Here is a 26,438-nt window from a genome sequence, read left to right as displayed (position 1 = left end):
CCTAATTCATTTCTGAGAGTAACTTTCCGGACTCACCTTGTTACATGGGTAAGTGTTGGTGATAAAACGGGAAGGCGGTATGAGAGAGAAGTGTAGAAATCCTGGGAAGAAAGTAGGAGGCTATTGGTTGGCTACAGTTTATAAGGAGGTTTTCTCAGTAATATAGGACTTTGTTATCAGTAATTAGATCCCAGCTCTTAAAATGTCAAATTGAACCCTCTCCTTTAAATTTTGAGATCAACTTTTTACTTCTAAAATTGTGAATAGATTGAGCCGATAAATTCAGCTATTGGCAGCCTGGAGTACCTATGGCAGCGGCAAAAGAGGCACTTTCAAAAAAGCAGATCATTGCTCTAACCGCATTAACCTTTGCGATTTTTCTAATCGCCAATGACTTTACAGCTTTCTCTGTGGCAATACCGGCTATGCAGAGACATTTCCAGGCAGATATTTCTACGATGCAGTGGGTAATTAACGGTTATGCACTGGTATTCGGTGTGTTGATTGTCACCGGAGGTCGCCTGGCTGATATGTTTGGGCGCCGCCGTCTGTTTTTTATTGGCAGCAGTATTTTTATTCTGTTTTCTCTATTGGGTGGCTTTGCGGTTAATGTCTGGATGCTATTGGGCAGCCGGGCGCTGATGGGGGTGGGTGGGGCCTTGATGTGGCCGGCAATTCTTGGGATGACCTATCAGATTATGCCGGAGGGTCGCGCTGGACAGGCTGGTGGTTTGATTATGACAGTTTGCGGGTTTGCCAATTCGGTTGGGCCGCTACTCGGAGGCTTGCTTACTGATTTCCTTAGTTGGCGTTGGATATTTCTTATTAATTTCCCTATTGCGCTTATCGCTATGTTGATTAGCTGGCGAGTAATTGATGATGACAGCCCAGAAAAATCTGGTGAGCAGGTGGATTATGCAGGAATTATTTCCTTGTCGATTTCTTTATTAACACTCTTGCTGGCTCTGGATTTTGTTGTGGATATGGGCTTGAGTAGCTCCTTGGTTTTGGGGTTGCTTATCGTTTCTGTTATTACATTTTGTTCTTTTTCCTGGGTGGAGGCTCATGCGAGGGTGAGCCCACTCATCCCTGCGGATGTGGCAAAAAATGGGCGATTTTTTACTGTGGGCATTACAACGCTGTTACTCTCCGTTATTTTTGTCTCGATGTTGCTTTATGTACCACAGTTTTTAATAAAAGAATTAAAATTCTCCGCTGTCTGGTCTGGTGCCGGCTTGCTGCCGGTTATGATTACTTATGGAATTATTTCCTATGTTGCTGGCAGGCTATATGCCATGCTTGGGGCCAAAGTGATTTTGTCAGCGGCAGCTATCTTTCTTGGCGGAGGGATGTTTTTGTTATCGAACCTCTTGGAGCACACTCGTTACATTCATTTAGTGCCAGGCTTAATTTCTCTAGGAATTGGGCTAGGTCTATTTTTTCCCACTATTACCACTGCTGCTGTTACTGCAGTGAGCCCTGATCGAGCTAGCCTTGCTGCAGCCCTGATTTTTATGTTTCAGATTATTGGTGGGGCGATAGGGCTGGCAATGAATACCACCATAGTATCCTTGGCCCCGAGTTTAGCCACAGGTATTGATCGTGCGTTTGTGGTCAATGCTTACTTGGCTTTATTGGCGCTGCTGGTATGTGTTCTGTTTGTACGAGGAAAGTCCACAGATAACAAAATGTAAAATATAAATCCTAGTTGTTTAATTGTTGATATTTCGGTGTTTATAAATTTTATCGATAGCCAGTGAGGATTCTTTGCATAAAGTTGTTGGCTTACTAACTTAAAGTTCAACTTTAAGTTAGCGGTTTTTTTGGTGAGGTTGCTTTTTTGTCAATCATTATTTGATTTTTTTATGGGGAAAATGCCCGCTTTTTGTATAGGGTTATAAATTTTAAAAACTATGCCCCTTGCCTATTAACTAATAGGGTTGATTGGGGGAAAATAAGTGGAGTGCTCAATTCTTAGAATGGACTCTCAGGTGTTAATTCACATTGTGGTGAATCATCAGGCTGGCATTACATTGGGCATTGAGTAGAAACGGGACTTATTGGTGCTGACCCCTTTCTTGGCTCCTGCGTTTAAATTGCTGATTTCGAAGCAGTGATAATGGCGTTGCGCAGTGCGTGTTAACTGTGAATGGAGGCTTGTGAAGGCAAATACCTGCCCCGGGAGAATTAACCTCCCTTTGTTTAAGGAGAAAAGATTGTGATACCCATTGTCGACCGCGCGAGCGCGGAATCCATCGCCCCTTTCTGGCGCATGCCTTTTCGACCTTTCTTTTGGGGTGGTGCCCTGTGGAGCATGATCGCATTACTGATCTGGCAGGCCTCTCTGTCCGGTTGGCAGCTGCCCGCCCTACGTGTGGGGGTTGCCTGGCATTCCCATGAAATGTTGTTTGGTTTTGCCGCGGCGGTAGTGGTGGGCTTTTTGGGTACCGCCATGCAAACCTGGACCGGAATTCCCTCACCAAAGGGGACTCAGCTAATAAGCTTGGTGGGTTTATGGTTGCTGGCACGCCTGGGATATCTCTTTGCGGCGGTGCCTCTGTGGATGCCGGTCGTGGCCGAGGTGTCTTTCTTCCTACTGGCTGCATTCTTGTTAGGGGCGCGTGTACTGCGCACCAAGCAATGGCGCAACTTATTTGTACTGCCGGCTATGTTGGCCTTTGCTGGACTGGCGGCCAGCCACTGGTTGCTACCCGCTGCGCAGAGCCGGGTGGCGTTGATGGTTCTGCTCTTGGTGACGGCGATTATTTTGGTGATTGGTGGCAGGGTTATTCCTTTCTTTACTGCGCGGCGCTTCCATTTGAGCCCGCGTGAGAAGTTACCCATTGTGGAATGGGGCACGCATATTGCGGCCGTACTCTTACTGCTTAGTGTGGCCCTGGATTTGCCCAAGATGGTTTGGGCATTGCTGGCCATTACCCTGGGTGTTTTGCAGCTGGTAAGAGTGTTGCGCTGGCATCCCACCAAGATCTGGGCGGAGCCCATGGTTTGGTCCCTACACCTCAGTTATTGGTTGGTGATTTTGGGTTGTTTTCTCGCCGCTTTGGCCTGGAGCGGAATCGCACCCGCTTGGCAGAGCCCAGCGCTACATGCTTTTGCGGTGGGTGGCATTGGTGGTTTGATTCTGGCTATGACCAGCCGTGTGAGTTTGGGGCATACCGGCCGTATTTTACAGGCGCCGCGTCTTATGCCGTTAGCGTTTGCCGCACTGGCGCTATCCGCCCTGGCCCGTATTTTCTGGGCGCCGGCTCCCAGTGGCTTTCTCGCTGCTATTGTTGCCTGGGTGCTGGGTTACTCACTTTTCCTGATTTACTACACCCCAGTTCTATTTCAACCCAGAGTAGATGGTCACCCAGGCTAAAACTTACAAAAGGTTGTGAGGTGCTGCTTTGCCTATTTGCAAGCGGCACCGTTGTTTCTTTCAGGGGGTGTCGGCTTTATCAACCTGGGGGAAACCATCGAGTTCTGGTACTTTGCCAAGGTCCTTGTCCCAATCGGCTTTACTGGCCATAAAGATATGTGCATTGGGTCTGATGGTTATGGGGCTGTTAAGGCTGCCAGCGGGCACTGCCAGTAATCCTGCATCTTTGTCGGCAAAGGGCAGGGCGGACCCGCACTGACCGCAGAAGCTTTTTACGTGCCGGGTTGAGGGGAGTTTAAAGACTTTGATGAGTTCTTCCCCGTGGTTCCAGTGGAGCTTGGCCGAGGTGGAAAAGAGGCTGGCGGCATGGGCGGAACCAGTGTCTTTACGGCAGTGGTCGCAGTGGCAAAGGAAGAAGCTTTCAAAAGCCCCCTCCACTGTGAACTGGACTTCATTACAGAGGCATGAGCCTTTGTGATTCATTTTTTTCTCCATTTATTTTTTTGTGGCAAAGGATTTTTTGTGCGTGAAATCTGACGATCGTGCAGTGACTAAGAACTACTTGTCCTTTTCGACTACATCAATCACGCCGCTAAGGTATGGCACTGCGTTACCGGAGATGATCACTCGCTCCCCATCAAGCTGGCAGTGTAGCAGGCCTCCGCGTTTTGAGGCTTGGAAGGCTATCAGGTTTGATCTTCCCAGTTTTTCTCCCCAGTAGGGTGCCAGTCCGGTGTGAATGGAGCCGGTTACTGGGTCTTCAGCGCCGCCATTGGTGGGCCAAAAATACCTGGAGATAAAATCGTATTGCCTAGATTGTGCGGTGACTACCACATCATAGGGAGCGAGATTTGCCAGCCTGGCGGGGTCCTGCTGCAGCTGTAGGATATCCTCTTCTTCAGCGTAAATGGCAAAGTAGGCTTGATTGTTGCGCAGAACTTCTCTCGGTGTGATCGATAGCCCTTCGAGCAGGTCACAGGGAATGTTAGCTAATGGCTGTGGGGTGCGGGAGGGAAAATTCATAGCGATCAGGCCGTCCCCTCTGTGAGTGATATGCATCTCACCGACTGCCTCAGCAAATAAATCCAAAACCTTTAAATGTGGGTGCTTTCGAAAGACTACAAAAGCAGAGGCCAGGGTGGCGTGGCCACAAAAGTCGATTTCGGTTAACGGAGAAAACCAGCGGATATGATATTCGCTGTCGCTACGCTTGAGTAGGAATGCTGTTTCCGAGAGATTGTTTTGTGCGGCGATGGATTGCATCAAGGGTTCGCTGAGCCACTTTTCAGTAATGATTACCGCTGCAGAGTTGCCTCCAAATTGGGCGCTGGTGAAAGCGTCGACGATATCGATTTCTATCTGCATATACGATCCTTTGTATGTGTCTATTCTCTTGTTGTGCCTGCCTTGAGATTTTCTGATTTGTATCAGTTGCCCCCTTGTTACTCCAGCATACAGTGAGCTTCGATCGGTCGATAACAAAAGTTATTTATCACAAGCAGAAATTGAAGTGGGATGTTCTAGGGGGGAGGATGCTGCACACAGATGTCGCGATTGTAGGGGCGGGTCCTGCGGGTCTGGCTTTGGCGCTTATGCTGGCTGCTCGGGGTTGCAGGGTAACGTTGCTGGAGCGCCAGGATGATGAAATGCTGGCGTGTCCAGCGAACGATGGGCGGGAAATTGCGCTCACTCACAAATCCGTAAGATTGTTGCAGTCTCTAGGATCCTGGCAGCGGCTGAAGCCCGAGGAGCAGAGCTCGCTGCAGTCTGCGCAGGTGGTCGATGGCGATTCCTCCTCTAGTCTGGACTTCGATACTCGGGGGCGAGGTCCACTGGGCTTTATTGCACCCAATGCTGCAATTCGGCGGGTACTTTATGAGGCAGTGCGTGAGGATAGCAATATACAGCTGCTGCCTAATAGCAAGGTGATTGGCACACGTTGCGAGACGAGTCGGCGACTGGTGCAGCTTGAAGGGGGGCAGGTTGTTACTGCGGCCTTGTTGGTGGCGGCGGACAGCCGCTTTTCTGAGGTGCGTCGTATGGCAGGGATTGGCGCAGATATGCGCGACTTCGGTAGGGTTGCGGTGCTAGGTCCGGTGCGCACAGAGCGGGAGCATGGTGGCGTTGCCCGGGAGTGTTTTCGTTACGGTTCAACCCTTGCTCTACTGCCAATGTCCGATGCGCAAACCTGTTCGGCGGTAGTGACGGTATCCGCCAGTTGTGCCGAGGAAATGATGGCCTACAGCGATAGGGAATTTGCGGCCCATGTTCAGAGAGAGAGCGCTGGGGCTCTTGGGACTGTTGAGGCGTTTAGTAGGCGCCATTGTTACCCGTTAGTGGCAGTTTATGCCCATCGATTTCTTGCTGAGCGCTTTGCCCTGGTGGGAGATGCTGCGGTGGGGATGCACCCCGTTACGGCGCACGGTTTTAACCTGGGCTTGGCCGGCGCGAATACTCTGGCTAGCCAATTGCATAATGTAACGCGGCTGTATCAGCCGGCGGGGCTCTCCCTTGCATTGTCTCGCTATCAGGCTCAGCACCGTTTGGATTCGCACCCTATTTATACCGGTACTAACCGGGTTGTGGACCTTTTCACCGATGATCGACTGCCAGCGAAATTATTACGCAGAGCGATATTGCGTATCAGTGAACATTTTCCACCGGTACGGCGTGCCATAGTGCACCAGCTCACCCGCTAAACAGCAAGGCTTGATGTGATGAATACACACAGGGCCGTGGCATTGGAAGTAAGAATCGGCATATGCAGTGGGCTGTATTTGCGGGATTTTCTTCCTTTTCTATACTGATCAGCGAGGTATATTCGAGGCTGTTCCCGACTGAAGGGGAAAACAAATGCCAATTGTGGCTTGACTCATGGGGACGCTAACCATAGAATGCGCAGCCTCTTGAGTGGTTGGGCTGGTCCCGCCGCAGGGAAACAAAGGTCAACCAGGCTTTGTTTCTCGGAGTTGTTGCGGGGTGGAGCAGCCTGGTAGCTCGTCGGGCTCATAACCCGAAGGTCGTAGGTTCAAATCCTGCCCCCGCTACCAATTTTGCTTTTAGCAAAAACTTTGATGTGCATTTGTTGTTGCGGGGTGGAGCAGCCTGGTAGCTCGTCGGGCTCATAACCCGAAGGTCGTAGGTTCAAATCCTGCCCCCGCTACCAATTTTGCTTTTATGTAAAAGCTTTGATGCGCATGTGTTGTTGCGGGGTGGAGCAGCCTGGTAGCTCGTCGGGCTCATAACCCGAAGGTCGTAGGTTCAAATCCTGCCCCCGCTACCAAATTTTGCATTCATGCATACTGGCTGCATGAATGTGCGGTCAAAGCCCCGTCAGGGGCTTTTTCGTATCTGCAAGAAAAGTTGCAGATAATTTTCGAAGTGGGCCGCAGGCCCATTTTTTGTATGTGGTGACGTAAATGGCGAGCAAACGCGAATTGCTGGAAGAACTTCTGGCGCCGGTGGTGGCATCGCTGGGGTGTGAACTGTGGGGGATCGATTATCAGACCCATGGTCGCAACGCGCTGCTGCGCATCTATATCGATTCTGAAAATGGCATAGGTGTGGAGGACTGCGAGAAAGTCAGTCGCCAGGCCAGTGCCGTACTGGATGTGGAAGACCCCATTAGCGGTAGATATACCCTGGAGGTCTCCTCCCCAGGACTAGACCGTCCCCTGTATAAGCTGGAGCAGTACGAGCGTTTTGCCGGTGCCCAAATCGAGGTGCGCCTGCGTATGCCGCTCGACGGTCAGCGCAAGTGGCGCGGCCTGCTGGCCGGTGTGGAAGGGGATGAAGTCGTTCTGCGCGTGGACAGTGAAAATGAATACCTGCTGCCGATCGACAGCATCGAGAAAGCAAATATTATTCCCCAATTTACCAAGTAACCTGTAGGAGCCTGAGCTCAGGCGATTTTGAGGCACAGTTGCATGAACAAAGAGATCTTGCTGGTAGCCGAGGCGGTATCCAACGAGAAGGGCGTTGACCAGGAGATTATTTTCCAGGCCATCGAAGCGGCATTGGCAACGGCCACGAAGAAGCGCTACGACGAAGATTCAACCATTGAGGTTATCATTGATCGTCGTTCGGGCGATTACGAGACTTTCCGCAGCTGGGAAGTAGTCGGTGATGAAGTCCTGGCGGAGCTGGGTACCCAGTTCACCCTGGAAGAAGCTCACGAAAAAGATGCTGACCTGAAAGCAGGTGACGTTTTCCGCGAGCAGGTGGAAAATGTAGAATTTGGCCGCATCGCTGCACAGACCGCCAAGCAGGTTATCGTGCAAAAAGTACGTGAAGCCGAGCGCGCCAAAGTTGTAGACGAGTACCGCGATCGCGTCGGAGAGATGGTCAGCGGCACTGTGAAGAAGGTGACCCGCGACTTTATCGCTGTAGACCTGGGGAATAACGCCGAAGCGCGCCTGCCCCGCGATCAGCTGGTTGGCCGAGAAATTTTCCGCCTCGGTGATCGTGTGCGCGCAATTCTGTTGGAAATCCAGCCGGAAGCCCGCGGCCCTCAGTTAATGCTGAGCCGCTCCTGCCCGGAAATGATTATCGAATTGTTCCGCATTGAAGTGCCGGAAATCTCCGAGCAGGTAATCGAAATTAAAGGCGCGGCCCGCGATCCCGGCCTGCGTGCAAAAATCGCAGTAAACACCAACGACGGTCGCATCGATCCTGTCGGTGCTTGTGTGGGCATGCGCGGTGCGCGTGTTCAGGCAGTTTCCAATGAGCTGTCTGGTGAGCGTGTGGATATCGTGCTGTGGGACGAAAATCCGGCCCAGTTTGTAATCAACGCCATGGCGCCGGCGGAAATTGAATCCATCGTTGTCGACGAAGACACCGGTTCTATGGATGTGGCGGTAGCTGAGGAAAATCTCGCTATGGCTATCGGCCGCAGTGGCCAGAATGTTCGCTTGGCTTCAGAGCTGACTCAGTGGCAAATCAATGTCATGAGTTCCGACGAGTGGCAGAATAAGCAGGAGGCTGAATCCAGCTCCATCATGCAGGTGTTTATCGACCGCCTGGATATTGATGAAGATGTCGCCGCTGTACTGGTGGAAGAGGGCTTTACCTCCCTAGAGGAAGTGGCTTACGTGCCCATTGAAGAGATGCTCGGAATCGAGGGCTTCGATGAGGATATCGCCGAAGAGTTACGCGCCCGAGCCAAGGATTCCCTGCTCACCCAGGCCCTGGCCTCTGAAGAAAAGCTGGATGCTTCTGAGCCCCAGGAAGATCTGTTGAATATGGATGGTATGGAGCGCCAGCTGGCTTTCCAGCTAGCCAGCCGCGGTATTGCCTCTATGGAAGACCTGGCGGAACAAGCAGTGGATGACCTGCTCGATATCGAGGGTCTCGATCAGGAGCGCGCCGCAGCGCTGATTATGAAGGCGCGTGAGCCCTGGTTTGCCGATGATGATGGCGAGCAGGCTTAAACACACCGCAATAAGTATTACGTATAAGTAACCCCCTCCGACCAAGTGACTTTTAGGAGAGAGAATGGCCGAAGTAACAGTTAGCGAACTCGCCAAATCGGTTGGTGCCACCGAAGACCGTCTGCTCAAGCAGATGAAAGAAGCGGGTTTGCCTCACACCTCTGCGAATGCAGTGGTGTCAGATGAGGAAAAGCAGGTCCTGCTCAGTTTCCTGAAAAGCAGTCACGGGGAGCAGGGCGCTAGCCCACGCAAGATCACCTTGAAGCGCAAGACCACAACCACGCTGAAAACCGGCTCTGGCACCGGCCGTAAAACTGTAAACGTGGAAGTGCGCAAGAAGCGCACTTATGTGAAGCGTCCACAGGCTGAGCTTGAAACAGGAGCTGGTACCGAGAGCGCTGCCGAGGTGGAAGAGGCTCTTCAGGGCGCGGATGCTACTGCTATCACAGAAGCGGAAGCCAAAGCAGCCGCTGAAGCTAAAGCAGCAGCGGAAGCCAAGGCTGCCGCTGAAGCTGAGGCCGCTCGTCGCGCTGCTGAGGAAGAAGAGGAAGCACGTTTGAAGGCTGAGGCAGAGGCGAAGGCCGCTGCCGAGGCAGAAGAGAAGGCTCGCGCGGAAGCTGCCGCAGCGGAAGCCGCTAAAGAAGCACAGAAAGCCGATAATAAGGCAGAGGGTAAACCCGTAGATAATGTAGCGAAAAAGGCGGAACCCGCCGCACCCATCCGCTCAACGTATGTAGACGATATTGAGGCGATGCGTATCGCCGCGATGGAGCGTCGCAAGCAGCAGGCTGAGCAAGAGAAGCGCGAGCTAGAAGAGAAGAAGGCGAAAGTAGAAGCCGACCGACGCGCCGCCCAAGAGAAAAAAGAGAAGGCTGCTCAGGCCTCTCAGGCTGCTAAGGCGAAGCCCACCAAAGCTACGGAGAAAACCGAAGAGGTTAAACCCTCTTTGCGCCGCAAGCTAGAAGCCGCCCCAAGCGAAGCTGCTCGTGCTGAGGACGAGCCCCGCAAGCGTCGAGGTCGTCGCTCCAAGTCCGGCCCGAAGAAGTCCAGCAAAACCTCTCTGTACGAGCAGGCACTGGAAGTATTTGAGGAAGATGAAGCCAGCAAGCGCAGCACGCGCTCCCTGTCTCGTCCGAATCTGAAAATTAAACCGACTCATGGGTTTAAACGGCCCACGGAGAAGCAGGTGTACGAAGTACAGTTGGGCGATACCATCACCGTCGCAGAACTGGCCAAGCAGATGAATGTGAAGGCTGGGGAGCTGATCAAGCGCCTGATGAAAATGGGCGAGATGGCTACCATCAACCAGAGCCTGGACCGTGAGACTGCACAGTTGATCATCGAGGAAATGGGCCACAAAGTCGTAATGCGCTCCGAGACCGAGCTGGAAGACAGCTTGGTGGCGCATGCCAAGGCTCAAGAGGGCACCGAGGTTACCCGCGCACCGGTAGTAACCGTAATGGGGCACGTCGACCACGGTAAAACCTCTTTGCTCGACTATATCCGCAAGACCAAGGTGGCTTCTGGTGAGGCTGGTGGTATTACCCAGCATATCGGTGCCTACCGAGTGAAAACCAGCCAGGGCGAGATCGCCTTCCTGGATACTCCGGGACACGCCGCCTTTACTGCCATGCGTGCCCGCGGTGCTCAGGCCACCGACGTGGTAATCCTGGTAGTGGCCGCCGATGATGGCGTTATGCCGCAGACCGAGGAAGCCGTGAATCACGCCCGCGCCGCCGGTGTACCGCTGGTTGTTGCCGTGAACAAGTGCGACAAAGAAGCCGCGGATCCCGATCGCGTGAAAAATGAGTTGGCCGCAAAAGACGTAATCCCAGAAGACTGGGGCGGCGATACCCAGTTCATCAACGTATCCGCGCATACTGGCCAGGGTATTGATGACCTCCTGGAAGCGGTGTCCCTACAAGCGGAAATGCTGGAGCTGAAGGCCAAGGTAAATGTACCGGCCACTGGCGTTGTGATTGAGTCCCGCCTGGAAAAAGGCCGCGGTGTTGTTGCTACCCTGCTGGTGCAGAATGGCGAATTGAAGCGCGGCGACATTATCTTGGCTGGTCAGAGCTATGGTCGCGTACGTGCCATGACCAACGAGCACGGCAAGCAGGTGAAGGAAGCTGGTCCGTCCACCCCAGTAGAGCTGCTGGGTCTGGATTCCACCCCGAATGCCGGTGACGAGTTCATGGTGGTTGCCGATGAGCGCAAGGCCCGTGAGGTGGCTGAACAGCGCGCTGACAGCGAGCGACGCGATCGTATGCAGCGCCAGCAGGCAGCCAAGCTGGAAAACATGTTTGCGGATATGGAAGCTGGCGAGCGCAAGGTGCTGCCGGTTGTCATCAAGGCCGACGTGCGTGGTTCCCTGGAAGCTATTCTGGGTGCACTGGCGGATATCGGTAACGAAGAAGTTTCCGTAAATGTAGTCTCCAGTGGTGTGGGTGGTATCGCCGAGAACGATATCAACCTGGCACTGACTTCCGGCGCTATCGTACTGGGCTTTAACACCCGTGCCGATGTTGCAGCGCGTAAAACTGCAGAGACCGAAGGCGTAGAGATTCGCTACTACAGCGTGATCTACAACCTGCTCGACGAAGTGAAGCAGGCACTGTCTGGTATGCTGGAGCCGGAAGTTCGCGAAGAGATCGTGGGTATTGCCCAGGTTCGCGATGTATTCCGCTCACCGAAGTTTGGCGCGATTGCCGGTTGTATGGTTACCGAGGGTACCGTTTACCGCAACAAGCCGATCCGCGTGCTGCGCGACAACGTTGTAATCTACCAGGGTGAGCTGGAATCCCTGCGCCGCTTCAAAGACGATGTGCAGGACGTGCGCAACGGTATGGAGTGTGGTATCGGGGTGAAGGACTACAACGACGTTAAGTCCGGTGACCAGATCGAAGTTTACGATATCGTCAAGGTTGCCCGCGAACTGTAAAGCGTTCCGGCACCTGGTGAAGGAAAACCCGCGCGGCTTTGGCCGTGCGGGTTTTCCTGTCTTTAAACCGCCATTCTCAATAGGTAAACAATGGCAAGAGAATTCCAACGCGCCGACCGTGTCGCCGATGCTATGCGTCGCGAACTGGCCCAGCTGATTCAGCAGGAAGTGCGCGACCCGCGTCTGGGCATGGTCAATATCAACGATGTTGAAGTCAGCCGTGATCTGACCACCGCAAAAGTGTTTGTCACCTTTGTGGGTGAGGACGACCGCAGTAAGATCAATACCTCGATGGAAGTGCTTAACAAGGCCGCAGGTTTTCTGCGCAGCCAGTTGGCGCGCGCCATCCAGATACGCACCATCCCGCGTCTGTATTTCCGCTACGACGAGACCTCGGTGCGTGGCCAGGAGCTCTCCGCTCTGATCGACAAGGCGGTGCGCGCCGATCGCAAGCACCAAGACGACAGCGACTCTAACGAAGATTGATCCATGGGCCGCAGACCAAAATGGGGCCGGCCGGTTCACGGCGTGCTGTTATTAAACAAGCCCGCCGGCATTACCGCCAATGATGCCCTTCAAAAAGCTAAACGACTCTTTTTTGCCAATCGCGCCGGTCATACCGGGGCCTTAGATCCACTGGCAACCGGTGTGCTGCCGATCTGTCTCGGCGAAGCCACCAAGTTTTCCCAGTACCTACTCGATGCTGACAAACGCTACCGCAGCACTTTTGTCTTCGGTATGACCACTGCCAGTGGCGATGCCGATGGCGATGTACTGGAAACCAAAGATGCTTCCGGTTTAACCGAAAAAGCAGTGCTCAAGGCCATGGAAGCCTTTCGCGGCAGCATCAAGCAGGTGCCCTCCATGTACTCTGCTCTTAAGCACAAGGGTCAGCCCCTATATAAGCTGGCGCGCCAGGGCTTGGAAGTGGAACGCGAAGCGCGGGAAGTGGAAATTTTTGAGTTTGAACTGCTGAGCTTTACGCCGGGCGCACAGCCTCGTGCGGAAGTTGAGGTGCACTGTTCCAAGGGAACCTATATTCGCAGTATTGCCGAGGACCTGGGTCAAGCTCTGGGTGTAGGCGCCTATGTGGAAGTACTGCACCGCAGTGCCGCCGGCCCCTTCGATGAAGCCGACGCAGTGACCCTGGATGAGCTTACAGAAGAACGCGGTGAAGATAAGGCAGAAGTGCTCGATCACCACTTGTTGCCGATGGATTCTCCAGCGTCTTCACTGCCCAAACTCGTCCTGCCGGACGACTCTGGTTACTATGTGCGTCAGGGGCAACCGGTAATGGATTTGCAGGTCTACCGTATCGGTACAGAAGGTGATATGGTGCGCCTCTTCCTGGAAAACGGTGATTTTCTGGGCGTAGGAGAAATTACCGACGAAGGGTGCGTGGCACCACGACGTCTGGTAAGTGGCACCTGAATGGAAGCTGCTTTTTGGTGAAAGCCAACATTCAGTAACCCGCAAGGTGCCCTCGCGGCGCAGCCGCATTCACGATTAGCTGGTCTGTAAATATGCACGGGCCAGCCGAATCTTTTAAAGCATATTACGACGAGGTAATTCGTTATGGCACTGTCTGCAGTTGAAAAAGCAGCCATCCTGAAAGAGCACGGCCAATCTGAAGGCGATACCGGTTCTCCGGAAGTCCAGGTAGCCCTGCTGACCGCTAACATCAACAAACTGCAGGGTCACTTCTCTGCGCACAAGCAGGATCACCACTCTCGTCGTGGTCTGATCCGCATGGTAAACCAGCGCCGTAAGCTGCTGGACTACCTGAAGCGCAAGGATCTGAATCGTTACGCACAGCTGATCGCCAAGCTCGGCCTGCGTCGCTAAGACCCTAGAATGCCCGCCTCTGGCGGGCATTCTTTTTTAATGCTTGCTGAAAAGTGGCCTTACTGTCATTTTTCAGAAGTCGCACTGCACAGGCCAGCGGAAAACAACCCGAGCTGGATGTGTAGTGTTTGCACCGGCCACCCCAGGTCGGTGGTGGCACATCCCCGTGCCGCCTCGGGTGAGGCTTTCGGAACTCTCTCCCGGGCAACTATGTAGGGGTTACTGGAATGGGCCAGTAACCGTAAGGAAATAGGAAAAAACTAGTGAATCCAGTAAGCAAAACTTTCCAATACGGACAACACCAAGTCACCATCGAGACCGGCCGCATCGCGCGCCAGGCAACCGGTGCTGCCCTGGTTAGCATGGGTGAGACCGTCGTCCTGTGTACTGTTGTTGGCGCTAAAGAAGCCAAGCCAGATCAGGGCTTCTTCCCGTTGTCCGTGCATTATCAAGAAAAAGCCTACGCGGCTGGCAAAATTCCCGGTGGTTTCTTCAAGCGTGAAGGCCGTCCGTCTGAAAAAGAAACCCTGACTTCCCGTCTGATCGATCGCCCGATCCGCCCGCTGTTCCCGAACGGCTTTATGAACGAAGTTCAGGTGATGTGTACCGTTCTCTCCGCTGAGAAGGACATGGATCCGGATATCGCTGCCATGATCGGCACTTCTGCAGCGCTGTCTGTTTCCGGTATTCCTTTCGCAGGCCCAATCGGTGCTGCGCGCGTGGGTTACACCCAGCAAGACGGCTACCTGTTAAACCCGGGTTATGAAGCTCTGAAGACCTCCGAGCTGGATATGGTCGTTGCCGGTACCAAAGACGCTGTGTTGATGGTGGAATCTGAAGCGCAAGAGCTGCCGGAAGACATCATGCTCGGTGCCGTACTCTACGCACACCAAGAGATGCAGGCCATCATCAAGGTTTGTGAAGAACTGAAAGCGGAAGCGGGCAAGCCCCAATGGAACTGGCAGGCACCTGCAGAAAATACCGAGCTGAAAACTGCCCTGGAAGGTCAGTTCGGCGAGAAGGTTGCCGAAGCCTACCGCATCACCAACAAGCAAGAGCGCAGCACCCGCCTGGCGGAACTGCGCAGCGAAGCCGCTGAAGCCCTGGCTACTGAAGAAATTAGCGCCGATTTGGTAAAAAGCTACTTCGGCAAGCTGGAGAAGAAACTGGTGCGCGGCGCTGTAGTGCGCGGCGAGCCCCGTATCGACGGTCGCGACAGCAAAACTGTACGCTCGATCGCAGTGGAAGTTGGTGCTCTGCCCAAGTCCCACGGCTCTGCGTTGTTCACCCGTGGTGAGACCCAGGCTCTGGTAGTGGCTACCCTCGGTTCCACTGGCGACGCACAGATCATCGACGCCCTGGAAGGTGAGCGCAAAGACTACTTTATGCTGCACTACAACTTCCCTCCCTACTCTGTAGGTGAAGCGGGTCGTGTAGGTGCTACCGGTCGTCGCGAAATCGGTCACGGCCGCCTCGCTCGTCGCGGTATCGCTGCAGTTCTGCCGAGCCCGGACAGCTTCCCCTACACCGTGCGTGTGGTTTCCGAGATCACTGAATCCAACGGTTCCAGCTCCATGGCTTCCGTATGTGGTTCCAGCCTGGCGCTGATGGATGCGGGTGTTCCGCTGAAGGCACCGGTAGCCGGCATCGCTATGGGTCTGGTGAAGGAAGACGAAGGCTATGCGGTTCTGACCGATATCCTCGGTGACGAAGACCACCTCGGCGATATGGACTTCAAAGTAGCGGGTACCGCTTCTGGTGTAACCGCGCTGCAGATGGACATCAAGATCGAAGGTATTACCGAAGAGATCATGGAAACCGCTCTGGAGCAGGCCCTGCACGCACGTCTGCACATCCTCGCGGAAATGAACAAGGTGATCGACTCTTCCCGCACCACCGTGAATGAGAACGCACCGCGCTACGCGACCCTGAAGATCCATCCGGACAAGATCCGCGACGTGATCGGTAAGGGTGGTGCGACTATCCGCTCCATCACTGAAGAGACCGGCGCCTCCATCGATATCGAAGATGACGGCACTATCAAAGTCTTCGGTGAAGACGGTGAGAGCCTGGAAGCGGCGGTAACCCGCATCGAGGAGATCACTGCGGAAGCTGAGATTGGCGCTATCTACGAAGGTACCGTGGTACGCATCGTAGACTTCGGTGCATTCGTTAACTTCCTGCCGGGCAAAGACGGTCTGGTGCATATCTCCCAGATCGCTGAAGAGCGTGTAAATGCCGTAACTGATTACCTGAGTGAAGGTGAGAAGATTAAGGTTAAGGTGCTCGACGTTGACCAGCGAGGACGTATCAAGCTGTCCATCAAGGAAGCAAAGGCTGACCAAGCCGCTTCCGAAGAGGCGAAACAGGGTTCCGAAGAGGCATAAACCTCTCGAGCTGATGAAGCCTGAAAAAACCCGGCCCAGTGCCGGGTTTTTTTGTAGCTGTTCAAAGTGGCTTCACACGGAATAAAGGCACTTGCCCCAGGGGTTTTTCGGTTAGAATTTGTCGAAAAAGGGGAAAATTTTGCACAACTACTGGCTTCTCGATGCACTCCTTGGTCTCGCTAGCCTGCTGGTTGCCAACCAGTATTGGTATCTCACCCGCGCGCGCTTTCAATCGGCAGCTCTGATAATCGTGGCCGCCCTGATGATTATGGCCCTGGCCGCCCTGGTGGGCGCTTATCGCTATGGCATTGATCCCGGAGTGACAGAGCTGCATCGGGCACTTGCGCAGATCTCAGGTTTTGCCTCCTTCCTGTTGATCGGCATAGGTCTTGCCTGGGCACGTCTGGAAATATCTTGGGGCCGAGATACTCGCGCACCGGCTTATCTGGTAATGGTTTTGATATTGGCTGGGGCAATTGGTCTCGCGCAAAGTACCAGCATGTCAGCCCTTACAGTGATCGACCTATTTTCTACTGTGGGGCTGGTACTGTGGTTATTGGTAGCATTATTGGAGCTGATAGCGCCGCGCCGGCTCAAGCGCAACCAAGCCCTGGTAATTGGCGCTGGTGCACTGTTAGTAGTGTTCAATGGGCTCTTTATTGGCACCGGAGCTTCACGACTGTTGGGCCTTGCCCGTACTAATTGGTTCCACCTACTTCTTGCCCTCTCAATTTTATCTCTATTGTGGGCACGTCCATTATTTAATCTGGATCAATCTAATAATGAGTGAAGTTATCTTGCCGCTGCAGGGCGGTTGCCACTGTGATGCTGTGCGCTTTCGTGCGATACATCGTCGCCAAAATGGAGAGCCGCTGGTGGCGCACGCCTGTAATTGCTCTATGTGCGAAAAGGTGGGTTACTTACATCTGATCGTACCTGCGGCAAACTTCCAGCTGGAGCGGGGAGAGGAAGCCCTCACTTGTTACACTTTTAATACGGGTGTGGCAAAACACTATTTTTGCCGTCATTGCGGTGTAAAACCCTTTTACATACCGCGCTCCAATCCCGATGGTTACAGCCTCAATGCGCGTTGTCTCGATATTGTGCCGCAGGAATTAGAAGTCGAGCCATTTGATGGGCAAAACTGGGAACAGAATGCTGCGGGATTAGCGCACTTGAGTCAGGCCGAGTAATCCGTATGCGTTATGCCTGGATGTTCTTGTAACTTAATTTTGTTTGTTGGGTGAGGTTTAAGAGCGCTCCTATGGGGTGCAATTTTTTAAATGAAAGTTCAGTAAATGGAAGTCTATGTCCATGGAATCTGAGTACGTTCGTGCAACCTTGCTCGATCGAAATGGATCGGGCCGAGAAGTGGCTTGGCCGGAGGTGGAGTCTTGGCATCCCCGCCAGGGGGTGTTGTGGCTCCATTTTGATAGTGCTTGCGAAGAGGTTTTAGCTTGGGTAAGCGATAGTAGTGAATTGCCTACTGTGGTTAAAGAAGCATTACTGGCCAAAGAGGTGCGACCGCGTACCCTGGCTGTAGGTGATGGATTATTTCTAGCTTTGTGTGGAGTCGATCCAAAGCATAAAGCACGGAGAGAGAGCCGGGTCTCTATTCGAATATGGGTGGAAGAGAATCGTGTCATCAGTATTGGTAAGAGACGCCTGTTGGCTGAGGAGGATTTGATCTCCCGGTTGAGCAGTGGTTGTGGGCCACGGGGGACAGCGGCATTGGTAGTGTCCCTGGCAGATTTACTAGTGCTGCGTATGGGAGACCGGGTTGATGACTTTGAGGAAAAGGTCGATGAACTTGAGGATCAATTACTCGAATGGTCGGTGAAAGATCTGGGGGCGAATCTAGTTCAGTTTCGTAAGAGGACAATAGCATTGCGCCGATACCTCTGCTTACAGAGGGAGGTTTTAACTCGTATGCAGCAGGAGTCGGCTCCCTGGTTTGATGAAGGGAGCCATATCCTACTAGCGGATATTAATGAGCGCCTGCAGCGGCATATCGATGATATAGATACAATTCGTGAACGGGCGGCAATTGCTCAGGAGGAACTACTAAGCCGTAGCTCCGAACAGCTGAATAGTCGTATGTATGTATTGTCGATGGTTGCAGCAATTTTCCTGCCTCTGAGCTTTTTAACTGGATTGTTTGGAATTAATGTTGGTGGGATTCCATGGGCTCAAGCTCGAGAGGGATTCTTGGTATTTTGTATTTTGTTAGTAGCTGCACTTGCCGGACAAATCGCCTTTTTTTATTGGAAAAAATGGCTCTAAGGCTCCCTCCACGTTGCAGTGGAAGGAGCCCTTTTAGGGATTAGTTTTTAACCCAGGAAAAATCTACAAAAACTGGGTCGTGGTCGCTTAACCCAGAATAGGTTGCAGAACCGATAAAATAATCAGTGACTTCCAGTGTGTAGTTGGGATTATTGTTGATGATTACTACATGGTCTGTGTCATTTTGTAGCTCATCGGAGCAGGCTTCCAGGCTGGTGTCATTGCCAGAGAGCATATATTGGCAGGCGTGCTTACCGCCGGTTTTTTCGAAAAAGGCCTTCCAGGTTTGGTAGTTAACGCCGCGCCAGCCATCATCATTTTCATCGAATGCCATATTGAAGTCCCCTGCCAAAATAACAGTGGCATTATTTGAGTGGGAGACAATCATATCGGCGATTTGATCAAGTTGCTTTGCCTTGGCGTTTAGGTCGGCATCTTGATGGCCCGCATCCATGTGGGTGTTATAAATATGCACATGATAGTTCTCCGTCACTTCAACGTTGGCCACGGTGAAACCTTTCTCGGTATCACAATCGTTGCCTGAGCATTTATCAAAAGTTTCCTCTTCATAAGTGGCAAAGGAATAATCGTTATCGTCGCGATTGTCCCGGTCAAAGGGGAATTTGGAAAAAGTCAGCAAGCCGTTACCAAAAGAGGTGCCGCCACCTTTCCAGTGTTTTGAACGATAGGGAACCGTATCGTTGCTCAGCTTGTCATCGTCATCCAGGTAGTTGGCTTTGGTTTTACTCCACACCTCCTGCATTAACCAGAGATCCTTGGGGTCGTCATTAAAAGTGCGGATAATTTGTTTGAAATCTGACTTACTGTTGCCACCAATACATTGTAAAAAACCATCCATGTTATACACCATCATGTCAAAGTTGCCTGAGTTGGCATCTTTGAAGCTGGTGTCACCATACTCGTAGCCATCCAGATCTTTTGTGCCCGTGTCATCCACATCATCGATAAATTCGAACCAGTTGCATGAGGTGATCGCATCCCATACATCTTCAAAATCTGCTGCGCTAGCGGGATAGCTGATCAGTAGAGCAAGGGATATACAGATTTTTCTTATCATTTTTTATTCTCCATGGTTCTTATCGCCGGTGGACTGAAATTAAAAAGGCGAGGCCTTTTTTTCTCGGTCTTTGATTTTTCGAGGGTGGGATGATGGATAGCGTAGATTACAAATTGGAGTAAGGAAGGTTTTTTTTATTTTATTTTTTACTTTAATTGACGTTAATTTGTATGCTTTGCCAGTAAAATACCCAGCGTCAGAAAAGTTAGACACTAACAGGCCGGTCAGTTGAGATTATCCTGACAATAAAGCGGCGCCAGCTACACGATTGCTCACAGGTTTTTCTGCGTCAGTATTTTCTGGTTGGCAATTAAGTAAAGAACTTAGTCGCAGAGCACTTTCTTTAACTTTATTAGAATATGGCCCTGCGTGGTATTGGGTGTGGTTTCTATATGGCGCGCCTAAAAGAAGGGAAGTCAGTAGTGAGTTTGCTTAAGCAAAAATAGTCACCATTTGCCGGGATAAAGCGACGAGTCTGCCCGCGTTATCCCAAAGGCGCGCCTGGATCACCGCATAGCCATCTTCAGCCTGCTCCACCTCTGCCAAATATTGCCACCAATCCGATGCGCTGCGTTGTGGTAGCGGTTCCATCAGCTCCAGCGTCCAGGTGAGCGAGCTGGCCGGTGCTGGAACTTTTAGCATCGGTAGAGTAGCTGGTGGCCAGGCGTCGATGAGTGTGAGTAGATGGCTAATACCTATAGTAGATTCGCTGCCGTCTTTAAAACGCACCCAACCGCCCAGTTGCCGCTCCGTGGTGCCGCTGAAGGGGAGTTGGCCACGAGCGATGCGATAGTCATATTTCTGAGTGAATTCTGGCACCACACCCTCGATATAAGGTAGGGCGATACATTTATCCGGGCTGGCAAACTCAGGAGCGGCAGGGGTGTCGACTTTAACGGAGGATTCCCTGCCGCTGCCAAAACTGGCAAGTCCAGCGAGTACAGTCGCGTTATTTTGCAGTAATTGGCCCTGCACCTGGGTGACAGAGCGGCCTGCGCGCAGTAGCTGCGCTTCGACTTTTACCGCATCCGCGCTAACCGGGCTGACGAAGGAGAAGGTGAGTGAGCGTAAACTGCTTTCTGCAATCACCTCCGCTGCCATTTTCTCATAGAGCATGGCAGCAACCAGGCCGCCAAAAGTAGCGCGGCCCTGGCTCCAGCCTGTCGGTACCACATTGGCGCCATGTTTATCGCGCCAATCAAGGAGAAGTTCATCAAAAGTCATAGTGTTACCGCTGGGAGAGCGGGCTTTGTGCAGTCCACGGGAGGAGGTGTCTGGGCCACTGCACTGTCGTTAAGTGGCCCCGTAGAAACTTAATTGAAAGTGTGGCTGTCTTCTGGGAATACGCCGAGTTTAACGTCCCCTGCATACTTGCGCAGGGCACCGGGGATATCGCCGGCCTCCACTAAAAAGTTCTTGGAAAATTTCGGCGGCTGTTCGGTAAGGCCGAGGATATCGTTGATAACCAGGACTTGGGCATCGGTATCGCGCCCAGCGCCGATGCCGATTGTGGGCATGGAAACTGATTCTGTGATGCGCTTGGCCAGGGCGCTGGGCACGCATTCGAGCACGAGCAGATCGGCGCCAGCCTGATCTAGGAGGATCGCATCTTCCAACATTTGTTCGGCGTGTTTTTCGTCGCGCCCCTGAACCCTATAGCCGCCCAGCTTGTGAACGGACTGAGGAGTGAGCCCCAGGTGAGCACAAACAGGGATACCGCGGTCTGTCAGCATTTTGACTGTGTCAGCAAGCCAGGCACCACCCTCAATCTTCACCATATGGGCGCCAGCCTGCATGATACGGGTGGCGTTTGTGAGCGCTTGCTCCGGTGTGGCATATGTCATAAATGGCATATCACCCATGATCAGGGATTTTTTATTGCCCCTTGCCACTGCTTCCACGTGGTAGATCATCTGTTCCATGGTGACCGGCACTGTGCTGTCGTAGCCCAGTACGGTCATACCGAGGGAGTCGCCTACCAGCACGGTTTCCACGCCGGTTTTCTGCGCCATGGCCGCCATGGGCGCGTCGTAGAGGGCGACGGTAATAAATTTCTCGCCGTTCGCTTTCATTTTGCGCAGGGTTTGCACGGTAACGAGCTTTTCTAATTCTGAAGGTGCATACATAGCGGTTAACTTCCCGGGTTGTAGTAATGACGGCCCTTGGTGACGGTGAGCATATACTCCACCAGTTGTTGGTAATCCTCGGGGCTATCGACGATATCGATTTCCTCACTGTTGACAATCAACAGCGGTGAGCTGTCGTAAAAGTGGAAAAATTGCGTGTAGGCGTCGTTGAGTGTGGCCAGATATTCGGTGCTGATAACGCGTTCAGCTGGGACGCCTCGATTGCGGATACGAGCCTGCAGGACTTCCAGTGGGGCCTGTAAATAAATAACCAAGTCGGGCTTGGGGGCCTCTAGTGTGAGGTGCTGAAATACCTGTTGGTAGAGCGCGAGTTCATCCGCGTCCAGCGTGACTTGGGCAAACAGTTGGTCTTTCTCGATAAGAAAGTCTGCCACCCGCACGGGTTCAAACAAATCATCCTGGCGCAGGGCCTGAATCTGTTGAGAGCGTTGCAGCAAAAAATGTAACTGGGTGGGTAGTGCGGCGTTTTTGGGGTCGCGATAGAAGCGTTCGAGAAAGGGGTTTTCCTCGGGTAGCTCCAACAGAGTGTCGTAATTGAAGGTACAGGCCAGTTTTTTGGCGAGGGTAGTTTTGCCCACTCCGATATTACCCTCAACGGCAATAAATTTCGGTGGCGTTCTCTCCGGCTGGCCAAACTCACACGAACTGGTTTCGCTGTTGTCGATAACCACGTGTTCGACTCCTCTGGTTGGGGCGTCTTCCCTGATGGGTTACAGGCGCCAAAATACTATCAAGCGGGGCGGCCAGTCGAGTACTTTTAGCGCTGTATTTGAGGCTGTCTAGAATTTCTCCAGGCGGTTTTGTGGGCAATCCTGCAGCAACTGTTGCAATAGCTCCCCCGATGGCAGTTGCAGTTGTGGATCGAGCTCAGCGAGTGGCTGCAAAACAAAATTACGCTCAGCCATACGCGGGTGCGGTACCTGCAGACGCGTCTCGTCTAGTTGCTGTTCGCCAAACAATAAAACATCCAAATCGAGGGTTCGCGCTCCCCAGCGCACCGAGCGCTCGCGCCCGTGAGCCTGCTCAATCGTTTGCAGCTGGTCGAGTAACTCAATGGGCGTTAGTGCGCACTCCAGCTCAACCACGGCGTTGACATAATCTGGTTGCTCGCCAGGGCCTATGGGCGCACTGTGATAAAAGCTGGAACAGCGCAGCAGGCGGCAGTCGGGGATTTCCTCCATGGCCGCCAGGGCACTGCGCAGCTGCTTCTGTGGCTCAGATAGATTACTGCCGAGCCCGATAAAAACCTTTTCCATTATTCGGCAGCCTTTGGCTTGCGTCGGCGTCCGCCACGGGAATTGCGGCCACGTCGATTGTTGCCGCCGCTGCGCTGGAGTTTGCGTACCATTTGCTGGCGTTGTTCATCATCGGCTTGCTGAAAGTCGGTCCACCAGTTGCCCAGACCGGGTTCAATTTCTCCACACTCTTCGCGCAATAGCAGGAAGTCGTAAGCGGCGCGGAAGCGGGGGTGCTCCAGCTGGCGCTGGGCGCGACTGCCGCCGCGTTGTGGCAGACGATGCTGGAGATCCCATATCTCGCGCATGGGGATAGAGAAGCGCTTGGGAATAGCGGTGTGGGCCAGTTGGTTACTGGTAATTTTTTGAGCCGCCTGGGCCAGTGCCGGCGCCGGTGGAATCCCTTTCTCGATGAGCTTTTTCTGCTCCTCGTCCACAGCCGGCCACAACAGGGCAGCGTATAGGAAGGCGGGGGTCACGCGCATATCAGCCTGGATGCGCTGGTCGGTATTACGAAGGGCGCGCTTTGTTAGCTCCAGTGCTGCGGGGTTCTTTTCAATTTGGGCTGCATTATCTGGGAACAGGTGCTGCCACAGATGATAGCGGCGCAATAGTTCGAAAGTGCGCTCGCCCTGGCCGCTCATCAGCAGTTTGAGGATCTCGTCAAACAAGCGCGCGGGGGCGATATTGCGCAGTAGAGGAGCCAGCTCTTTTAGCGGGGCCTCGGTAGCGGGTTCGATGGCAAAATCCAGTTTGGCTGCGAAGCGCACCGCACGCAGCATCCGCACAGGGTCTTCTTTATAGCGGGTAGCGGGAGCCCCGATCATGCGGATCAGGCGATTATTAATGTCCTCAACACCCCCGGTGTAGTCGTGAACAGCGAAGCCATCGGTGGTGTAATAGAGAGCATTGACTGTAAAGTCGCGGCGCATGGCATCGCTTTCCAGGTCGCCGTAGACGTTGTCGCGCAGCAACATACCGTGTTCGGATTGTTTTGCTTCGTGCGTCTCGCCATCGCTGTGGTGGCCCCGAAAAGTGGTGACCTCAATAACCTCGCGGCCAATACGCGCGTGCAGGATTCGAAAGCGCCGACCGACAATGCGTGCGCCGCGAAACAGTACTTTAGCCTGTTCTGGTGTAGCGTCAGTGGCAACATCGAAGTCTTTGGGGTGGCCGCCGAGCATTAGATCCCGCACGCCGCCCCCGACAATGTACGCTTGGTAACCTGCTTCCTGTAGGCGTTTCATGACCGTTAGGGCTGCGCGGCTGATATCCCGGCGGGAGATATTGTGGTCGTTGCGGGCGATAACCCTGGGGCCTTTCTTGGCCGGCTTGCGCCAGCGTTTGATACTACTAATCAAATTATTGAGCATACGGCTGTCTGTCTTGACTGCTGCCATCTGTTGGTGACCGAAAATGCCCTGTTGGTGCTGAGGCCACATCTCCGGTGGCGACAGGCATTACACCTGCACTTTCCTCCCCAACGGAGTTGGGGCATGTTGTTGCACTACTGGGGCCTCTGTACCTGGGCGGGCCCAGGGGGCGAAGTCCAAAACAGGGGGCGGCAATGGCATCTGCTGTCAGTGTGGAGGACTCGCTGGCGCGATTCTAACACACGCAAAGCAATGCGCCCGCAATCTGCGGGTGCCGGAAAGTTGGGGAAAAGTTTGGGAATTATTATTACAGGTATGAAGGCAGCGGCTTCCTTGCGCTCTTAATTTGCTATCAAGCAAACACCCTCTCCCAGGTATAAATCAGTCAGTTTGCAACGCGCTTGTTGTTATTTTTATTCTTCTTTCGAAATTATTGTTATTGTTTATTGTTGTTCTTGCGGTTTTGGCCACTCATTGCTTTTGTTATCGGCCGCCCCATTATTTTTATTGTGTTTCGCCCACTTATTTTGAGTAGTTATAGGGCTTTTAACGGTCATTTATTTTTATTGTTGGCCGTTTTTAATTTTTGTACTAAGAGTAAAGCATTTAGTGTGCCAACTTTTAAAAATCCTTATAAATCAACAAGTTACAATCTTTACGAAAATTGATGGAACTTTTCTGGGTGGCATTGCGTTACGTAAGGTGCGGCAACTGTTACTTGAGGTAGGTCTTGGGTAACACTTCCCTCTGTTACCAGTGATGTAACAAAGTGGGACAGCGGTCATGGACGCGGCTAAAGCCTGTTGAAGAGTAGTTTAAGGGGCTACTTGTTGAGGAAGAGTGGCGTAGGTGAGGGAGGGGGCTCAGCCCCCAAGAAAGTTGATCAGGCTTCGGCAACCGCGCTGCGGCGGGTTTTCTTGCGGGGAATGCCCAGTTTTTGGCGACGCTCCCACAGGCACTTGCGGCTGACCCCCAGCTTTTTCGCCAGCTCGGTCTCGCTCATGGTGTCCTGGTGCTCGATTACGAAGCGAGCGAAGTAGTCCTCCAGCGAGAGATCCTCGCGAGGATCGGTATGCAGGCTGCGCGGACGAGGCTCGCCGATGGCCTCCTCCACGGGGACCAGGTCCAAGTCTATATCTAGGGTTTTGTGGTCGATTTCCCGGCTGTCACGGTCGGTGAGGATGACCGCGCGTTGTATGGCGTTCTCCAGCTCACGAACGTTACCAGGCCAAGTGTACGTGGTGACTGCCTGAACTGCCTCGGGAGAGAGGCGCAGCAGTGGGCGCTCAATTTTGGTGCAGAACTTTTCGAGAAGGTGCTCTGCCAGTGCAAGGACATCGCGGCCGCGCTCGCGCAGCGGTGCCAGAGTCATCTGCACCACGTTGATGCGGTAGTAGAGGTCTTCGCGGAACTTGCGTTCAGCGGCAAGTTGACGCAGGTTACGGTGGGTGGCGGTAACCAGGCGCACATCCACTTTGTGCGACTCGATAGAGCCAATTGGGCGCACCTCACCCTCTTGTATCACTCGCAATAGCCGTGCTTGAGCCTCTAGCGGGAGTTCACCGATTTCATCGAGAAACAGGGTGCCGCCATCAGCGGCGGCAACCAATCCCTCGCGGGCACTCTGGGCGCCGGTAAAAGCGCCCTTTTCGTAACCAAACAGCTCCGATTCGATCAATGTCTCGGGAATGGCGGCACAGTTGACCGAGATCAACGGCTTGCCAGCGCGGCGGCTCTCTTCATGGATAGCTTTGGCCACCAGCTCTTTACCGGTGCCGGTTTCTCCATGCACCAGTACGGTGGCGTCTGTGGGTGCCACTTTGTGAATGCGCCTATAGAGTTCGCGCATAGCCATGCTGTCGCCGATCATTCCGGCGATAGTGCCTGGGTTACTTTTATCCAAAGGCGCTTGGGCGCGACTTTGTTCGGCCTTGCCGATGACGCGGCGCACGGTGGCGAGCATCTCGTCGTGGTCGAATGGCTTGGCGATATAGTCCGCGGCGCCCATGCGCATGGAGTCCACAGCGGAGCGCAGGCTGGCGTAACTGGTCATGATCAATACCGGTACTTCACCGGCATGCTTGAGCAAGTCGGTGCCCGGTGCACCGGGTAGGCGCAGGTCTGAGATAACCAGGTCCACTTCATTGACCCGGTGCTTACTAAGGGCCTCCCTAACTGAGCCCGCCTCACTGACCTTATATCGGTGCCGCTCTAACAGTTTGCGCAGCGCCGTTCGAATAATGGCTTCATCTTCGACGATCAGGATGTGGCTCATATGTTACGCCTGGTTACAAAATGCTCAATAAACGCCTAGTTTTACCCGGCCGCCGTTTCGATGCAA

22 protein-coding genes and 3 tRNA genes are annotated in these 26,438 nt (G+C 53.2%); 16 read left to right on the top strand and 9 right to left on the bottom strand.

The window, feature by feature from the left end:
* The first annotated feature begins 308 nt into the window (after positions 1–308).
* Positions 309–1,694, top strand: coding sequence for an MFS transporter (locus tag MJO52_RS17170; RefSeq protein WP_252083184.1), 1,386 nt, complete (start codon positions 309–311; stop codon positions 1,692–1,694).
* 524 nt (positions 1,695–2,218) lie between these two features.
* Positions 2,219–3,379, top strand: a complete 1,161-nt coding sequence (locus tag MJO52_RS17165; RefSeq protein WP_252083183.1) for an NnrS family protein — start codon at positions 2,219–2,221, stop codon at positions 3,377–3,379.
* Between the two features lie 60 nt (positions 3,380–3,439).
* On the opposite strand, the gene MJO52_RS17160 is transcribed toward MJO52_RS17165, so the two are convergent.
* A complete protein-coding gene (locus MJO52_RS17160) occupies positions 3,440–3,862 on the bottom strand; it encodes a GFA family protein (RefSeq protein ID WP_252083182.1) in 423 nt (140 codons plus the stop codon).
* A 75-nt stretch (positions 3,863–3,937) separates the two neighbouring features.
* Positions 3,938–4,744, bottom strand: a complete 807-nt coding sequence (locus MJO52_RS17155) for a PhzF family phenazine biosynthesis protein (RefSeq protein ID WP_252083181.1) — start codon at positions 4,742–4,744, stop codon at positions 3,938–3,940.
* Between the two features lie 167 nt (positions 4,745–4,911).
* On the opposite strand from MJO52_RS17155, the gene ubiM reads away from it, so the two are divergent.
* The 14 genes from ubiM (at position 4,912) to MJO52_RS17085 (ending at position 18,264) form a co-directional block, all read left to right on the top strand.
* Positions 4,912–6,078, top strand: coding sequence for a 5-demethoxyubiquinol-8 5-hydroxylase UbiM (gene ubiM, locus MJO52_RS17150; protein WP_252083180.1), 1,167 nt, complete (start codon positions 4,912–4,914; stop codon positions 6,076–6,078).
* 274 nt (positions 6,079–6,352) lie between these two features.
* Positions 6,353–6,429, top strand: a tRNA-Met gene (locus MJO52_RS17145).
* Positions 6,430–6,468: 39 nt separating this feature from the next.
* A tRNA-Met gene (locus MJO52_RS17140) sits at positions 6,469–6,545 on the top strand.
* A gap of 40 nt (positions 6,546–6,585) precedes the next feature.
* Positions 6,586–6,662, top strand: a tRNA-Met gene (locus tag MJO52_RS17135).
* Between the two features lie 136 nt (positions 6,663–6,798).
* Positions 6,799–7,263, top strand: coding sequence for a ribosome maturation factor RimP (rimP, locus tag MJO52_RS17130; protein ID WP_252083179.1), 465 nt, complete (start codon positions 6,799–6,801; stop codon positions 7,261–7,263).
* 42 nt (positions 7,264–7,305) lie between these two features.
* The gene (gene nusA, locus MJO52_RS17125) at positions 7,306–8,808 is read left to right on the top strand and encodes a transcription termination factor NusA (protein ID WP_252083178.1); all 1,503 of its coding nucleotides are present in this window, start codon (positions 7,306–7,308) and stop codon (positions 8,806–8,808) included.
* Positions 8,809–8,872: 64 nt separating this feature from the next.
* Positions 8,873–11,749, top strand: a complete 2,877-nt coding sequence (gene infB, locus MJO52_RS17120) for a translation initiation factor IF-2 (RefSeq protein ID WP_252083177.1) — start codon at positions 8,873–8,875, stop codon at positions 11,747–11,749.
* A 90-nt stretch (positions 11,750–11,839) separates the two neighbouring features.
* On the top strand, positions 11,840–12,235 hold the full coding sequence (gene rbfA, locus MJO52_RS17115) for a 30S ribosome-binding factor RbfA (RefSeq protein WP_252083176.1): 396 nt from the start codon (positions 11,840–11,842) through the stop codon (positions 12,233–12,235).
* A 3-nt stretch (positions 12,236–12,238) separates the two neighbouring features.
* Positions 12,239–13,180: a tRNA pseudouridine(55) synthase TruB gene (gene truB, locus MJO52_RS17110; protein WP_252083175.1), complete on the top strand. Its 942-nt coding sequence runs from the start codon at positions 12,239–12,241 to the stop codon at positions 13,178–13,180.
* A 144-nt stretch (positions 13,181–13,324) separates the two neighbouring features.
* Positions 13,325–13,594 (top strand): 30S ribosomal protein S15, encoded by a 270-nt coding sequence (rpsO, locus tag MJO52_RS17105; protein WP_252083174.1) that lies wholly within the window; start codon positions 13,325–13,327, stop codon positions 13,592–13,594.
* A gap of 263 nt (positions 13,595–13,857) precedes the next feature.
* Positions 13,858–15,981 (top strand): polyribonucleotide nucleotidyltransferase, encoded by a 2,124-nt coding sequence (gene pnp, locus MJO52_RS17100; protein ID WP_252083173.1) that lies wholly within the window; start codon positions 13,858–13,860, stop codon positions 15,979–15,981.
* Between the two features lie 139 nt (positions 15,982–16,120).
* Complete coding sequence (locus MJO52_RS17095; RefSeq protein WP_252083172.1) at positions 16,121–16,771, top strand: hypothetical protein; 651 nt, start codon at positions 16,121–16,123, stop codon at positions 16,769–16,771.
* Positions 16,764–17,174: a GFA family protein gene (locus tag MJO52_RS17090; RefSeq protein WP_252083171.1), complete on the top strand. Its 411-nt coding sequence runs from the start codon at positions 16,764–16,766 to the stop codon at positions 17,172–17,174. Before MJO52_RS17095 ends, MJO52_RS17090 begins: the two co-directional genes overlap by 8 nt.
* 115 nt (positions 17,175–17,289) lie before the next feature.
* The gene (locus MJO52_RS17085; protein WP_252083170.1) at positions 17,290–18,264 is read left to right on the top strand and encodes a zinc transporter ZntB; all 975 of its coding nucleotides are present in this window, start codon (positions 17,290–17,292) and stop codon (positions 18,262–18,264) included.
* A 40-nt stretch (positions 18,265–18,304) separates the two neighbouring features.
* On the opposite strand, the gene MJO52_RS17080 is transcribed toward MJO52_RS17085, so the two are convergent.
* The 7 genes from MJO52_RS17080 to MJO52_RS17050 form a co-directional block, all read right to left on the bottom strand.
* Positions 18,305–19,342 (bottom strand): endonuclease/exonuclease/phosphatase family protein, encoded by a 1,038-nt coding sequence (locus MJO52_RS17080; protein ID WP_252083169.1) that lies wholly within the window; start codon positions 19,340–19,342, stop codon positions 18,305–18,307.
* A 432-nt stretch (positions 19,343–19,774) separates the two neighbouring features.
* Positions 19,775–20,566 carry an acyl-CoA thioesterase gene (locus MJO52_RS17075; RefSeq protein WP_252083168.1) on the bottom strand — a complete coding sequence of 264 codons (792 nt, stop codon included), beginning with the start codon at positions 20,564–20,566 and terminating at the stop codon, positions 19,775–19,777.
* A gap of 89 nt (positions 20,567–20,655) precedes the next feature.
* Entirely contained in the window at positions 20,656–21,468 is an 813-nt protein-coding gene (panB, locus tag MJO52_RS17070; RefSeq protein WP_252083167.1) for a 3-methyl-2-oxobutanoate hydroxymethyltransferase, read from the bottom strand.
* A gap of 5 nt (positions 21,469–21,473) precedes the next feature.
* Positions 21,474–22,160: a deoxynucleoside kinase gene (locus tag MJO52_RS17065; protein WP_252083166.1), complete on the bottom strand. Its 687-nt coding sequence runs from the start codon at positions 22,158–22,160 to the stop codon at positions 21,474–21,476.
* 108 nt (positions 22,161–22,268) lie between these two features.
* Positions 22,269–22,745, bottom strand: coding sequence for a 2-amino-4-hydroxy-6-hydroxymethyldihydropteridine diphosphokinase (folK, locus tag MJO52_RS17060; protein WP_252083165.1), 477 nt, complete (start codon positions 22,743–22,745; stop codon positions 22,269–22,271).
* Positions 22,745–24,124, bottom strand: coding sequence for a polynucleotide adenylyltransferase PcnB (gene pcnB / locus MJO52_RS17055; protein WP_252083164.1), 1,380 nt, complete (start codon positions 24,122–24,124; stop codon positions 22,745–22,747). Before pcnB ends, folK begins: the two co-directional genes overlap by 1 nt.
* A gap of 856 nt (positions 24,125–24,980) precedes the next feature.
* Positions 24,981–26,372, bottom strand: coding sequence for a sigma-54-dependent transcriptional regulator (locus tag MJO52_RS17050; protein ID WP_252083163.1), 1,392 nt, complete (start codon positions 26,370–26,372; stop codon positions 24,981–24,983).
* Positions 26,373–26,438: the final 66 nt, after the last annotated feature.

The sequence above is a fragment of the Microbulbifer variabilis genome, from assembly GCF_023716485.1.
Classification (GTDB): domain Bacteria; phylum Pseudomonadota; class Gammaproteobacteria; order Pseudomonadales; family Cellvibrionaceae; genus Microbulbifer; species Microbulbifer variabilis_B.
The sequence above is the reverse complement of the archived record's forward strand: the minus strand, read 5'-3'. Positions and strand labels throughout refer to the sequence as shown.